The sequence below is a fragment of the Mesorhizobium sp. CNPSo 4689 genome, from assembly GCF_057784325.1.
In genome coordinates this window covers 15,835-29,880 of the sequence record NZ_JBWLUZ010000002.1, presented here as the reverse complement: position 1 = coordinate 29,880, position 14,046 = coordinate 15,835, and the positions used below count along the sequence as shown (strand labels likewise).

13 protein-coding genes are annotated in these 14,046 nt (G+C 64.0%); 10 read left to right on the top strand and 3 right to left on the bottom strand.

Going from position 1 to position 14,046, the window contains the following annotated elements; genetic code table 11:
- Positions 1–41: 41 nt before the first annotated feature.
- Together AC04SI_RS03000 and AC04SI_RS02995 are read left to right on the top strand one after the other, a co-directional pair.
- On the top strand, positions 42–1,073 hold the full coding sequence (locus tag AC04SI_RS03000; protein ID WP_404282479.1) for a hydroxyacid dehydrogenase: 1,032 nt from the start codon (positions 42–44) through the stop codon (positions 1,071–1,073).
- A gap of 215 nt (positions 1,074–1,288) precedes the next feature.
- A complete protein-coding gene (locus tag AC04SI_RS02995; RefSeq protein WP_404282481.1) occupies positions 1,289–1,594 on the top strand; it encodes a hypothetical protein in 306 nt (101 codons plus the stop codon).
- A 62-nt stretch (positions 1,595–1,656) separates the two neighbouring features.
- Here AC04SI_RS02995 and AC04SI_RS02990 read toward each other — a convergent pair whose 3' ends face one another.
- Positions 1,657–2,334 (bottom strand): GntR family transcriptional regulator, encoded by a 678-nt coding sequence (locus tag AC04SI_RS02990; protein WP_488473900.1) that lies wholly within the window; start codon positions 2,332–2,334, stop codon positions 1,657–1,659.
- A 141-nt stretch (positions 2,335–2,475) separates the two neighbouring features.
- Here AC04SI_RS02990 and AC04SI_RS02985 point away from each other — a divergent pair, with 141 nt between their 5' ends.
- The 8 genes from AC04SI_RS02985 to AC04SI_RS02950 all read left to right on the top strand — a co-directional run bounded on the left by AC04SI_RS02985 (position 2,476) and on the right by AC04SI_RS02950 (position 11,260).
- Positions 2,476–3,063, top strand: coding sequence for an amino acid synthesis family protein (locus AC04SI_RS02985; RefSeq protein WP_404282485.1), 588 nt, complete (start codon positions 2,476–2,478; stop codon positions 3,061–3,063).
- The gene (locus tag AC04SI_RS02980; protein WP_404282487.1) at positions 3,056–4,852 is read left to right on the top strand and encodes an alpha/beta fold hydrolase; all 1,797 of its coding nucleotides are present in this window, start codon (positions 3,056–3,058) and stop codon (positions 4,850–4,852) included. The genes AC04SI_RS02985 and AC04SI_RS02980 overlap by 8 nt, the downstream gene beginning before the upstream one ends.
- Positions 4,849–5,901, top strand: coding sequence for an LLM class flavin-dependent oxidoreductase (locus AC04SI_RS02975; RefSeq protein ID WP_488473899.1), 1,053 nt, complete (start codon positions 4,849–4,851; stop codon positions 5,899–5,901). Before AC04SI_RS02980 ends, AC04SI_RS02975 begins: the two co-directional genes overlap by 4 nt.
- Positions 5,898–7,373, top strand: a complete 1,476-nt coding sequence (locus AC04SI_RS02970; protein WP_404282491.1) for an aldehyde dehydrogenase — start codon at positions 5,898–5,900, stop codon at positions 7,371–7,373. The genes AC04SI_RS02975 and AC04SI_RS02970 overlap by 4 nt, the downstream gene beginning before the upstream one ends.
- Positions 7,374–7,453: 80 nt before the next feature.
- The gene (locus tag AC04SI_RS02965) at positions 7,454–8,458 is read left to right on the top strand and encodes an ABC transporter substrate-binding protein (RefSeq protein ID WP_404282493.1); all 1,005 of its coding nucleotides are present in this window, start codon (positions 7,454–7,456) and stop codon (positions 8,456–8,458) included.
- Positions 8,459–8,524: 66 nt separating this feature from the next.
- The gene (locus tag AC04SI_RS02960; RefSeq protein WP_404282495.1) at positions 8,525–9,385 is read left to right on the top strand and encodes an ABC transporter permease; all 861 of its coding nucleotides are present in this window, start codon (positions 8,525–8,527) and stop codon (positions 9,383–9,385) included.
- Between the two features lies 1 nt (position 9,386).
- The gene (locus AC04SI_RS02955; protein WP_404282497.1) at positions 9,387–10,187 is read left to right on the top strand and encodes an ABC transporter permease; all 801 of its coding nucleotides are present in this window, start codon (positions 9,387–9,389) and stop codon (positions 10,185–10,187) included.
- Positions 10,184–11,260, top strand: coding sequence for an ABC transporter ATP-binding protein (locus AC04SI_RS02950; RefSeq protein ID WP_488473898.1), 1,077 nt, complete (start codon positions 10,184–10,186; stop codon positions 11,258–11,260). Before AC04SI_RS02955 ends, AC04SI_RS02950 begins: the two co-directional genes overlap by 4 nt.
- A gap of 103 nt (positions 11,261–11,363) precedes the next feature.
- On the opposite strand, the gene otsB is transcribed toward AC04SI_RS02950, so the two are convergent.
- Together otsB and AC04SI_RS02940 are read right to left on the bottom strand one after the other, a co-directional pair.
- On the bottom strand, positions 11,364–12,122 hold the full coding sequence (otsB, locus tag AC04SI_RS02945; protein WP_404282501.1) for a trehalose-phosphatase: 759 nt from the start codon (positions 12,120–12,122) through the stop codon (positions 11,364–11,366).
- A 14-nt stretch (positions 12,123–12,136) separates the two neighbouring features.
- Positions 12,137–13,924, bottom strand: a complete 1,788-nt coding sequence (locus AC04SI_RS02940; protein WP_488473897.1) for an alpha,alpha-trehalose-phosphate synthase (UDP-forming) — start codon at positions 13,922–13,924, stop codon at positions 12,137–12,139.
- Between the last annotated feature and the right edge of the window lie 122 nt (positions 13,925–14,046).

The window sequence follows — 14,046 nt, the reverse complement described above, 5'->3', positions numbered from 1 at the left end:
AGATGTGAATGGCGTGATACGATCGCGCCAGGAGGAGCATCATGCCCGACAATGCTTTGCCGCTGGTCATCAGCGCGCCCGAGCCCCGCACGCTCGACCTGATCTTCACGCCGCCGCAGCTGGCGCTTTTTCGCAAGAAATATCGCATCGTCGAAACAACGCCCGAAGGCGTCGCCGGGTTGCCGCCGGATGTGCTGGCCGCGGCGCGCTACATCGTCGGCCAGCCACCGATCGCGCCGAAGACACTCGAAAGCCTGAAGGCGCTGCGCTGCGTCTTCAATGTCGAGACCAACCTCCTCAACAATATGCCTTACGAGACGCTGTTTCAGCGCGGCATCCATGTCGTCACCACCGGGCTGGTGTTTGCCGAGCCGGTCGCCGAACTCGGCCTTGCCATGGCGCTCAACCTTGCGCGCGGCATCGTCGATGCCGACGTCGCCTTCCGGCAGGGCAAGGAGTTGTGGGGCGGCGACGGCAACCAGAAAGCGCGGCTGCTGTCGGGCGCCGATGTCGGCATCATCGGCTTCGGCGACCTTGGGCGTGCACTGAATCGCCTGCTGTCCGGCTTCCGAACCAGGACAAAAGTCTTCGACCCCTGGCTGCCGCCATCGATCCTCATCGACAATGGCGTCGAGCCGGCCTCGCTCGACGATGTCCTGTCCACCAGCGACTTCGTCTTCGTCGTCGCCTCGGTGACCAGCGAGAACCAGGGCTTTCTCGGCGCCGACGCCTTCACGAAAATGCGTGAAGGGGCAGCCTTCATCCTGCTCAGCCGCGCCGGTGTCGTCGACTTTCAGGCGTTGATGGACGCCGTCCGCAGCGGCCACATCGTCGCCGCCAGCGACGTCTTCCCGGAAGAGCCGCTGGCTCGAGACCATCCCGTGCGCGCCCTGCCCGGCTTCCTGCGCTCGGCCCACCGCGCCGGAGCGCTCGACATCGCCTTCAAGCGCATGGGCGACATGGTGCTGGAGGACATGGATCTGATCGACCGCGGCCTGCCGCCGCTGCGCTCGAAGCGCGCCGAGCGCGAGACCGTTTCCAGGATGCGCTCGAAGCCGGTGGACAAGAACTAAATCCAGGCGCAGGACAATGAGGTTCTGGTACAATTTCAGGCCCGAGGCCAGCTTAGCCGACTCATGCGAGAAAAATTCGAACAGGTTTCAAACTTATTTCGGTAATATTTTACCGGGTTTGGCCTTTCGCGCAAAAACCGGAACCTTCATCCGGACCTGTCGTTTGACCTCTGATCGTTGCTTCGACGATCCTAAAGCAACAGGAGGATTATACCATGAACATCAAGATGATCTGTTTGGGCGCCATGACGCTTTCGATGGTCGCGGGCTCGGCTCTCGCCGCAGGGGAGACCGGTACTTCTGCGCTTGATGATCCGGCCAAGATGCAGCCTTTCTATACCGACTCCAGCATGAAGACGATGGTCAGCAGCGACGACTTCGTGAAGGCTTGGAAGGCGCTGTCGCCTGACGACCAGACCGCGATGATGGCGGCTTGCGACGAAGAGGCGAAGAACGCCAACGCCACCAACAGCCATCCGGAATTCTGCAGCAGCGTCAAGGCCAACGGCGGCAGCAAGTAGTCGCTATCGCCAGTGCATGTGAAGACGGCCTCGATCGAGGGGTCGTTTTTGCATGCACGACATCACAGGGAGCCGAGCCGAAGCGCGTTGCGCGCGATCTTCCAGGCGGATTCGACATGCCGCCGCGCCGCAGCCTCGGCCTCTTCCGGTTTGTGTGAGCGGATGGCATCCATGATCCCCGTCATTTCGGCGATCGCCGGCTCGCGGCGGTTCTCCGAGGCGATGGTCATGGAGCGCAACTGGTTGATGCGGACATTCAGCCCGTTGACGATTTCCCAGGCAATGCGCTTGTCCGCCGCCTCGAACAGCACCTCGTAGAACCTGGCCGTCGCCCGCATCACCTCGACCGGCTGCCCCGACGCCCATGCTTCGAACAGATTGGCCAGCGCGCTGTCCAGCAAGGAAATCTGCTCGTCCGTGGCCGACATGGCGCAGGCCCGCGCGGCGATGCCCTCCAGCAGCGCCCGCAATTCATAGATCTCGTCGGTGCGGCCGAGATCGGGCTTGGCCACGGCGGGCCCATGGCCGGGGATCATTTGCACCAGGCCTTCCGCTTCGAGCTGCCGCAGAACCTCGCGGACGACCGACCGGCTGACGCCGAGCTGGTCGCAAAGCGGCCGCTCGACCAGCCTTTCGCCCGGCTGGAAATGGAGATCCATGATCGCCTCGCGCATGCGCTCCAGCGCCAGCGTCCTCAGCGTCTTGGCGGAGCGGTCGATCCGCAGCGTATCGTCTGACATTTTCTCTCCGCCTCCTCGCGCTGCCACAAAACAGATTCCATGACCAGTTGACAAGGTTCTTGGCACTCCATAGCATGGTATACCATAAGACGATACAGGGATGACGGCGTTGCCTGGCGCCATCGCGACCAAGGACATCTGATGAATCCGGCCATTCGAAAGACCGTCACCTACATCGACAACACGCTGATCGAGGGCGGCAAGACGGCACCCCGGCCGCTGCGTCTGATCGGCGTCGCCGCGGTGCTGACGAACCCCTGGGCCGGACGCGGTTTCACCGAAGATCTTTCGCCTGAGATCCGCGCCATCGCTCCCGTCCTGGGCGAATTGCTGACGCGGGAAATCATCGCTGTGGCCGGCTCCGGCGAGGCGATCGAAGGCTACGGCAAGGCGGCCATCTGCGGCACGTCGGGCGAGATCGAGCACGCATCGGCGCTGATCCACACGCTGCATTTCGGCAACCACTATCGCCGCGCCGTCGGCGCCAAGACCTATCTCGCCTTCACCAATCTGCGCGGCGGACCGAACACGCCGATCATGATCCCACTGATGGACAAGAACGACGAAGGCCGCCGCTCCCACTATCTCACCGTGCATTTCCAGATCGGCGACGCGCCCGCCCCCGACGAACTGGTGGTGGCGCTCGGCGCCTCCATCGGCGGCCGTCCGCACCATCGCATCGGCGACCGCTATCAGGATCTCAAGGAGGTCGGTGATTTGCATGGCTGACGTCGCCGCCTTGATCCGACGCACGGCTCCCGATGGCACCGGCTTCATCCGCGCCGGCTCCGGCGCGCCGGTGCTGTTCATCCACGGCGTCGGCATGAATGCCGCGATCTGGCAGCCTCAGATCGAGATGATGAAAGACCGCCACGATGTGGTCGCCATCGACATGCTCGGCCATGGCGGTTCACCTCTGCCGCCGGAGAATGCCGAACTGTCAGATTTTGCCGATCAGGCAATCGCCTTGCTCGACCATCTCGGCCTCGCTTCCGTAGCCGTGGTCGGCCATTCCATGGGTGCACTCGTCGCCCAGGAGATCGCGCTTCGCACGCCGTCCCGAGTGAGTTCCATCGTCTGCCTCAACGCGGTCTTCCGCCGCCCTGCGGACCTCGCCCAGGCGGTGCGCGAGCGCGCGGCGGCGCTCGGCGGTCACGGCGACCCACAAGCCATTGCCGCAACGATTGCCCGCTGGTTCGGCGATCCGATTCCGGCCGATCTTGTCGGCGCTGCCGAAACCGCCCGCACCGCGCTCGAAAGCGTCGACGCGCAAGGCTACGCCCGCACCTACCGTCTGTTCGCCCGTGCCGATACCGAGCATGTCGAGCGTCTGGCCGGTCTTGCGGCTCCAGCCCTGTTCATGACCGGATCGGAAGACAGGAACTCCACGCCAGCCATGTCGGCAGCGATGGCGCGGCTTGCGCCAAACGGCCAATGCCTGGTTCTGGGCGACGAAAAGCACATGATGACAATTGCTTCGCCGCAAAAGCTGACTCACCATATCAAGGCGTTTCTCGACAGGACGGCGGATGCTTCCGTCGGCACCGCCCCTGCTTTCGACGCCATTGAATTCCGGCGCGCTCTCGGCTCCTTCCTGACCGGCGTCACCATCGTGACGACGATCGGCGCCGAAGGCGAACCGCGCGGCTTCACCGCCAACTCCTTCACGTCGGTCTCGCTCGAGCCGCCGCTGGTGCTGGTCTGCATTGCCAAGAAGGCGCTGGGACACCAGGCCTTCTCGACCTCCAGGGGCTTCGCGATCAACATCCTGTCGGAGGCGCAAAAAACCGAATCCGGCATCTTCGCCTCCAAGGCCGCCGACAAGTTCGCCGCCGTGGCGTGGCAATCCGGACAGACCGGCAATCCCCTGATCGACGGTTCGGTCGCCGTGTTCGATTGCGACATGGAACAACTGGTCGATGCCGGCGACCATTCGATCCTGATCGGCCGTGTCCGCGACTTCACCCACAATGGCGCGCAGCCGCTCGGCTACTGCCGCGGCACCTATGTCACGCCGGGCCTCAGCCAGGAGGCGCTGGCGGCGGCACCTCAAGGGACCGAAGTCGGCGCCATCCTCGAAAACGAAGGCCGCGTACTGTTCTTCGAAACACCGGATGGCTTGCACGAACTGCCGGCCGGCCGCGGGCTGGGGACGCCGCAGGATGCCCGCAGTCTGAAGGGGCGCCTTGCCGCGAAGGGTGTCGGCGCACAGCTCGGCTTCCTGTTTGCCGTCTGGGACGACGCGGCGGATCCGACGCGCTCGCATGTCTACTACCGGGGGACGGCCGACGCCCCCGCCTCCGGCGATCGCCAGGTCAGGCTTGTCGACATCGACCAGATCGCCGGTCTCAGCATCGCCGACCCGGCGGTTCGTTCGATGCTGACCCGCTATGTGCGCGAACGCACCGAAGATGCATTTGGCGTCTATGTCGGCAATGAGGTGGAAGGCGAAGTCCGGCCATTGGCCAGGCCCGCACCGCCCGCCGCTCTTCAATCCGGTCGCAGGGGAAGCCGATGAAGTTTTCGCTTTTCGTCCACATGGAACGCTCGGATCTGACGAAGCCGCATTCCGAGCTTGTCGCCGATCTGGAGGAACTGGTGCTGCTGGCCGAGCAGGCCGGCTTCGAGACCGCCTGGATCGGCGAGCATCACGGCATGGAATTCACCATCTCGCCCAACCCGTTCATCAACATCGCCTATCTCGGCGCGAAGACCAGCACCATCCGGCTCGGCACGGGAACCATCGTCGCGCCCTTCTGGCACCCGATCAAGCTTGCCGGCGAAGCGGCGATGGCCGACGTCATCACCGGCGGCCGGCTCGACATCGGCATCGCGCGCGGCGCCTACAGCTATGAATACGAGCGGCTCTTCCCCGGCCTGGACGCGTGGGTTGCGGGCCAGCGCATGCGCGAGATGATCCCGGCGCTGCACGGCCTGTGGGACGGCGACTTCGAACTTTCGGGCGAGTTCTGGACGTTCCCCGCGACGACCTCGTCACCCAAGCCGTTGCAGGCGCCTTATCCGCCGATCTGGGTGGCGGCGCGCGACCCCAATTCGCACGATTTTGCCGTCGCCAACAAATGCAACGTGCAGGTGACGCCACTTGCCTCCGGCGATGGCGAAGTGGCGAGCCTGATGGAGCGCTTCAATACGGCCTGCGTCGCCCATCCGGAGATAAAGCGGCCCGAGATCATGCTCTTGATGCACACCTTCGTGGCCGAGGATGCAGCCGATGCCGATCGCCTGACGCAGGACCTGTCGCAATTCTACTGCCAGTTCGGCGCCTGGTTCCAGAACAAGAAGCCGGTGCGCCAGGGCATATTGGAGCCGCTGACCGAGGCCGAGATCGCAGCCATGCCGCAATACGCACCGGACAAGATCCGGCAGAATCTCGTCATCGGCGAAGCCGACGAGGTGATCGCCAGGCTGAAGACCTATGAAGCCCAAGGCTACGACCAGTACTCGATCTGGATCGACAGCGGCCTCTCGCACCAGCGCAAGAAGAAGTCGCTGCAACTCTTCATCGACAAGGTGATGCCGGCTTTCCAGGAGGCGGGGCCGACATGAGCACCGTCGCATTCAAAAACTACATAGACGGCCAGTTCGCCGAGACCACGGAGACGTTCGACAGCATCGATCCGTCAGCGGGCATGCCGTGGGCCCAGATGCCGGCCGCAACGGTTGCCGATGTCAACCGCGCCGTCGAAGCGGCGCATCGGGCGCTGCGCTCCGGCCCGTGGGCGTCGATGACTGCGACGGCGCGCGGCAAGCTGCTGGTGCAGCTCGGCGATCTGGTGGTCGCCAATGCCAATCGGCTGGCCGAACTCGAGACCCGTGACACCGGCAAGATCATCCGCGAGACCCGCGCCCAGATCGCCTATGTCGGCGACTACTACCGCTATTATGGCGGGCTGGCCGACAAGCACGAAGGCTCGTTCGTTCCGATCGACAAGGCCGATATGGAGGTGACGATCCGGCCGGAGCCGATCGGCGTCGTCGCCGCCATCGTGCCGTGGAATTCGCAGCTCTTCCTGTCGGCGGTCAAGCTCGGCCCGGCGCTCGCCGCGGGGTGCACCGTCGTTCTCAAGGCATCCGAGGACGGTCCGGCTCCGCTGCTCGCCTTCGCCGAACTCGTCCACGAAGCCGGATTTCCCGCCGGCACCGTTAGCATCCTGACCGGCTTCGGCCATGATTGTGGGCGCCGCTTGACCAGCCATCCTCTGGTCGCCCGCGTTGCCTTTACCGGCGGTCCCTCGACAGCCAGGCAAATCGTCAGGAACACGGCCGAAAATCTTGCCTATACGACGCTCGAACTTGGCGGCAAAAGCCCGGTCGTGGTCTTTGCCGACGCCGATCTGGACAGCGCCGCCAACGCCGTCGTGGCCGGCATTTTTGCTGCCACCGGCCAGAGCTGCGTCGCCGGCTCGCGACTGCTGGTCGAGCGGTCCGTAAAGGATGAATTCCTCGCCCGCCTGAAGCGGAAGGCCGAAGCCATCGCAATCGGTGACCCGCAGGATCCCAACACCGAAATGGGCCCGCTCGCCACGCTGCGCCAGCACGAGCGGATCGAAAGCATCGTCGCCGAAAGCCTTGCTGGCGGCGGTCATCTGGTCACCGGCGGTGCGCGGCCCAAGGGCAAGGCTGACGGCTTCTACTATGCGCCGACAATCATCGAGGCAGCGGATCAGACCTTGGCCTGCGTGCGCGAGGAACTGTTCGGACCGGTGCTGAGCGTGCTCGCCTTCGACAGCGAGGCTGAGGCGCTGTCGCTCGCCAACGATACACCCTTCGGTCTCGCCTCCGGCGTCTTCACCACCAATCTCGCCAGGGCGCATCGTATGGCGCGCGGCATCCACGCCGGCGTCGTCTGGATCAACACCTACCGCGCCGTCTCGCCACTGGTGCCGTTTGGCGGCTACGGCCAGTCCGGGCTCGGCCGCGAAGGCGGCCTCGACGCCATCCGCGACTACACACGCTCGAAATCGGTCTGGATCCGCACCTCGGACGAGCCGATCCCCGATCCTTTCGTCATGCGGTAGCCACCGCGGACCAGGGAACACGGCCGGGCAAAAATGACCCGGCAGTGCAACGAACAACGACAACAACAGAGGAGAACGACATGAAACTGATCTTCGCCGGCATCCTTGCCGGACTTCTGGCAACCACCGCCGCAAAAGCCGAGGACATGGTCTTCACCAGCTGGGGCGGAACGACCCAGGAAGCCCAGACCAAATCCTGGGCCGAACCATTTTCGGCCGCATCCGGCATCAAGGTCCTGCAGGACGGCCCGACCGACTACGGCAAGCTGAAGGCCATGGTCGACGCCGGCAGCGTCAACTGGGACGTCGTCGACGTCGAGATGGATTTCGCCATCAAGGCGGCGAAGGATGGACTGCTCGAACCGATCGACTTCAAGGCGGTGCCGAAGGCCGACCTTGACCCGCGCTTCACCACCGACCATGCCGTCGGCAGCTTCTACTATTCCTTCGTCCTCGCCTGGAACAAGGGCACCGTCTCCGGCGAACCGGCAGGCTGGGCCGACATGTTCGACGTGAAGAAATATCCGGGCAAGCGCACCTTCTACAAATGGTCGGCGCCCGGCGTCATCGAGATTGCGCTGCTCGCCGACGGCGTGCCGGCCGACAAGCTCTATCCGCTCGATCTCGACCGCGCCTTCAAGAAGCTCGACACCATCAAGTCCGACATCGTCTGGTGGGGCGGCGGCGCGGAATCGCAGCAGCTGATCGCCTCCGGCGAGGCGGCGTTCGGCCAGCTGTGGAACGGCCGCGTCTTCGCGCTGGAGAAGGACGGCGCCGATGTCGGCGTGTCCTGGAACCAGAACCTGACCGCCGCCGACGTGCTGGTCGTGCCGAAGGGCGCCAAGAACAAGGACGCGGCGATGAAGTTCCTGGCCGCGGCAAGCAGCCCGACCGGCCAGGCGAAATTCGCCGAAGCCAGCGGCTATGCGCCGGTCAACACCAAGGCAAAGGCCGAAATGCCCGCCGATGCGGTCAAGGCGCTGCCCGACGCCCATGTCGAAGGTCAGATCAATCTCGACATGAACTACTGGGCTGCCAACCGCGATGCCATCGCGGAGCGCTGGTATGCGTGGCAGGCGAAGTAAGCCCGCCATCACGTGACAAGGAGTGGGACGGCCCCGGTCGTCCCGCTCCGCAACCCGGGTGACGCCATGTCGGTGGAAACTGAGCAGAGCATTGCGACGATGCGGATGCCGGCAGGCCTTGGCGGCCTGCTGCCGGCGCTGACGCTGATCGGGCTTTTCTTCGTCGTCCCGGTGCTCGCTTTACTCTTGCGCAGCGTCACCGACCCCGCCCCCGGCCTGCAGAACTATGCGGCACTGCTCGGCGACGGCACCTATGTGCGCGTCTTCTTCAACACCTTCCTGGTCGCCGCGGTCGTCACCATCGTCACCGTCCTCGTTGCCTTTCCCGTCGCCTGGATGCTGGCCATCATGCCGCCGGCGCTCGCCTCGGTCATGTTCGGCATCATCATCCTGTCGATGTGGACCAACCTGCTTACCCGCACCTATGCCTGGATGGTACTGTTGCAGCGCACCGGCGTGATCAACCGGGCGCTGATGGCCACCGGCATCATCGACCAGCCGCTGCCGCTCATCAACAACCTCACCGGCGTCACCATCGGCATGGTCTACATCATGCTGCCCTTCATGATCCTGCCGCTGGTCGGTACCTTGCGCGCCATCGACCCGATGACGCTGCGCGCCGCAGCCCTTTGCGGCGCCAGCCCCTTCCAGGCCTTCCGCCGCATCCTGCTGCCGCTGTCGCTGCCCGGTGTCGCCGCCGGTGGCCTGATGGTGTTCGTCATGTCGCTCGGCTATTTCGTCACCCCGGCGCTACTCGGCGGCACCTCGAACATGATGCTTGCGGAGATGATCGCGCAACTGATCCAGTCGCTGCTCAACTGGGGGCTGGGCAGCGCCGCAGCCTTCATCCTGCTTATCGCGACCATGGCGCTCTATGCGCTGCAGCTGCGCCTCGTTGGCGCCAGACGCGCAACGGGAGGCATCTGAGATGCTGCTCGACTACGACCGCATGGGATGGCTGAAGACTGCCCTGCTCGGCTTCACCGCGCTCGTCGCCGCCTTCCTGCTCCTGCCGGTGGTGTTCATCGTGCTGCTCTCGTTCGGCTCGTCGCGCTGGCTGGCCTTCCCGCCACCCGGCTGGACGCTGAAATGGTATCAGGAATTGTTCGCCGATCCGTCCTGGCTCGAAGCAGCACTGACCAGCGCCCGCATCGCCGCGCTGACGGCGATCCTTGCCGTGCTGATCGGCCTGCTTGCTTCCTTCGCGCTGGTGCGCGGCAATTTCCGTGGGCGCGAAATCCTGCGCGGCCTCTTGCTGACCCCCATGGTGTTGCCGGTCGTGGTGTTCGCGATCGCCATCTACGCCTTCTTCCTCCGGCTTGGGCTGGGCGGCACCACCATCGGCTTCGTCGTCGCCCACACCGTGCTTGCCTTACCCTTCGCCATCATCCCGATCGCGACCGCGCTCGAGGGCTTCGACAAGTCGATCGAGGATGCCGCGATCGTCTGCGGCGCCAGTCCGCTCCAGGCCAAGCTCCGGATCACCTTGCCGTCGATCCGCATCGGCATCTTTTCCGCCGCGATCTTTTCCTTCCTCGCCTCGTGGGATGAAGTCGTCGTCGCGATCTTCATGGCGAGCCCGACCTTGCAGACCTTGCCGGTCAAGATCTGGGGCAGTCTGCGCGCCGACCTCAGCCCGGTGATCGCCGCCGCCTCCAGCCTGCTGGTCGGCCTGACCCTTGCCCTGATGATCGTGGCGGCCCTGCTGCGCCGAAAGTTCAAGACATGACCCAGCCCTTCCTCTCGATCCGCAAATTACGCAAGGCATTCGGTGCCTTCACGGCAGTGCATGACGTGACGCTGGATATTCCCAAGGGCGAATTCCTGACTTTCCTCGGACCCTCCGGTTCCGGGAAATCGACGACGCTCTACGCCATTGCCGGTTTCCAGGATCCGAGCTCCGGCGACGTCCTGCTCGAGGGCAAGTCTTTGCTCGCCGTGCCCTCGCACAAGCGCAACATCGGCATGGTGTTCCAGCGCTACACGCTGTTTCCGCATCTGAGCGTCGCCGAGAACGTCGCCTTTCCGCTGCGCGTTCGCCGCCGACCCGACGCCGAGGTGAAGAAGAAAGTCACCGACATGATGGCTCTGGTGCGGCTGGAGAGCTTTGCCGAAAGGCTGCCCGGCGCGCTGTCGGGCGGACAGCAGCAACGCGTCGCGCTCGCCCGCGCGCTGGCCTACGATCCGCCGATCCTGTTGATGGACGAACCGCTCTCGGCGCTCGACAAGAAGCTGCGCGAGGAAATCCAGGCCGAAATCCGCCGCATCCATCGCGAGACCGGCGTCACCATTCTCTACGTCACCCACGACCAGGAAGAGGCGCTGCACCTGTCGGACCGTATCGCGTTGTTCAAGGACGGCCGCATCGAGCAGACCGGCACCGGCGAGGACCTCTATCTCAGGCCGGCGACCGATTTCGTTGCCGGCTTCATCGGTAATTCGAACTTTTTGGCCGCCGAGCATCTCGAAACGGTCGGCGGCGCGGCAACCATCCGTCTCGCCGACGGCTCGCTCGTCTCAGGCATAAGCGCGAACAGCAGTTTCGAACGGGGACAAAAGACCAGATTGATGATCCGTCCCGAGGCGTTTCGCCTGGAGCGGAACCCGGCGAGCGCCGAACTCACCGTCGATGTCGTCGACATCGCCTTCTATGGCGAACGCCGGCGCATCGTTGCGCGCACCACCACCGGACAAGAGATCGACATCAGGCCGACCTCCGCCGCCATGGCCGCGCACGATGCCACCCCCAACCGCCGACAAGTCTTTTTCGATCCGGGCGCCGCCTTCCTGTTTCCGGTCTAGGGCAATTCCAGGAAAAGTGCGTAGCGGTTTTCCGTCCGGAATTGCGTCAAAACAAAGAGATAGAGCGGTTCGGCGTTTCCGTGAAACGATGAACCGCTAAGGCCTATTCGGCGGCATCGCGACCGGCGCCCTTGGCAGGGTCACCGAAATTGGCCTGAAGCCAGGCGATGGCATCGGTGACGTCGGCAATCACATGGCGCGCCGCGGTCGGGCCTCGCGGCTTGATCCGGATCGAGATCCCATCTTCGCCATTGACAGTCTCGAAGCCGTTCTCGTCCGACGTGTCGTCGCCGAGGAACACCGGGCGCCGGCCGATGAAGGGCGGGATTTCCATGAAGCGCCGGATGGCCGCTCCCTTGGCGGCTTCGAGCGGCATCAGTTCCACCCCGGCATTGCCGGCGATCACCCGATATCCCTCGGGCAGCCGGTCCAGCGCCATCTCGACCAGCCTGGTTGCCCGCGCCAGCAGATGCGGTGCGGCGCGCGTATGGACCGCCAGAACCGGACCTTTGCGTTCGACATAGACACCCTTGCCGAGTTCGGCTTCGATCTCGTCGGCCAATGCGGCGATATCGGCCGGTTCGTCCGCAGCCTCGACCGGACCGTCCGGCGTCAGCCGGTGGTCCAGCCCGTAAAGGCCGGCGACGCGCATCTTCAGGGGATGAAACAGCCGGTCGACCGCGGAAACCGAGCGTCCGGTGACAAAGGCGACGGCACCGTCCAGTCGCCGCTCCATCGTTTGCATGAGCTGGCGCAACTCATCGCTGACCGAGACGCTGTCCGGATGCGCGGCGTGTTCGAGCAAGGTGCCGTCTATGTCGAGGAAAAGTGCCCATTTTCCCTCCGGCAAATTCGGTGTCATCGGCTTTGCGATCCTCATCGTAGTCCGGCCGCCATGCGTCTGCGCTCGACCATGGAGACGACATTGTCGACGTTTGCGTTCGCCGAGCGCTCGGCGACGGCGGTGACCCGGTCAAGCTCGCTGCGCTTGCGCAGGCGGGCCGCATCCAGGAGCATGCTGCCGGCCCAGCGATAGACATTGTTGTCGCGGACCATCTCGCGCATCGGGCGCATGCGCTGCCGCTGCTCCTCGGGCGTCATGGTCAGCGCCTGCAACAGCGCCTCGCTCATCATTGCCGGATCGTAGGGATTGACGATCAGTGCCTCCAGCAGTTCTCGCGAGGCCCCGGCAAACGTGCTGAGCATCAGCACACCCTGTTCGTCGTCGCGCGCCGCGACGAACTCCTTGGCGACGAGGTTCATGCCGTCATGCAGGCTGGTGACCATGCAGATGTCGGCGGCGCGATAGATCTCGTAGACCTGTTCCTGCGAGTGATGCTCGGCCACCATGACCACCGGCTTGTAGCCTTTGCTGCCATAGCGCTGGTTGAGTTCTTCGGCATAGCGATGGCATTCATCGTGGAGTTGCTTGTAGGCAGGCAGCGTACCGCGGCTGGGTGCCGCGATCTGCAGGAGAACCAGCTTCCCAACCCATTCGGGATACCGAATAAACAATTCTTCCAGCGCCTGGAAACGGTCGAGAATGCCCTTGGTGTAATCGAGGCGTTCGACGCCGACGCACAGCTTGACGTCCGCTTTCAGTCCGAACCGCTCGCGCAGGCTGGTGCGGGATGTATCGACATCAGGCAGTTTTGCCAGAAGTTCCGCCGGCCATTCTATGGAGATGGGGTAGGCATGCACCAGCGTTGTCTGGCCGCCATAGGAGATGGCCGCATCTGCCCGCTCGATACGGCTTTCGAGGAAGCGATCGACGCTTTCGGTGAAATTATTGGCATGAAACTGAGTGTGGAAGCCGATGATCGAGCTGCCGAGCAGCCCGTCGAGGATGCGTTCGCGCCATGGGCAGATGCTGAACACTTCCGAATTCGGCCAGGGGATGTGCCAGAAGGTGATGACGATCGCTTCGGGCAGCCGTTCGCGGATCATGCGCGGCAGCAGCGCGAAATGGTAATCCTGGACCAGCACGATCGGTCGTTCGTTGCGCGCTTCGGCGACCACCGTGTCGGCGAACTTGCGGTTGACGGCCTCATAGGCCTCCCAGTCGGAGGCGCGGAAGATCGGCCGGGTGAAGGCGATATGGCAGAGCGGCCACAGGCCCTCATTGGCAAAGCCCAGATAGTAGCCCTGATATTCCTCCTCCGTCAGCCAGACCCTGCGCAAGGCGTAGGAGGGATTGCCGGGCGGCACCTGCACCCGGTCGTCCTCGTCGACCATCTGGCGGTCCGCCGTCCCGCCCCCATAGGCGATCCAGGTTCCGCTGCAAGCGCGAGTAATCGGCTCCAGTGCCGAGACCAGTCCGCTGGCCGGCACCACCAGCTCGACGCCATCACCCTTGACGTTGTGGATATAGGGTTCGCGGTTCGAAACCACGATAACCTGCGCCTCCGGCAGGTCCTCGTGAAGAATCTTGCGCAAGGTTTCGGGCGACCAGGTGACCAGCGCCGCATCGACAGACTGACCGTTCTTTTCGATTTCCCTGAGCACCTTGCGCGCCGCTTCAGAAGCGACGTCCTCGCCTGCGCTGTGGACGACTGGTGTGTTGTCGCGATGCCTTCGGGATATCGAGAAAAACACCGCGAGAGCGGAAAGTCCGAGACTAGCCAGGATCAGAATCCACAGAAAGTCGCTGCCATAATCAGTCATTGAAACGCCAACTTGCCACCGGCCCTATAGCAGGCCTCATTCTTCTTGTTTCGATTTCCACCGCCGGTCGCCGGCGACAGGTCGCCATAAGGCGGTACGGTTGTGCAACGCACAAACGGCCC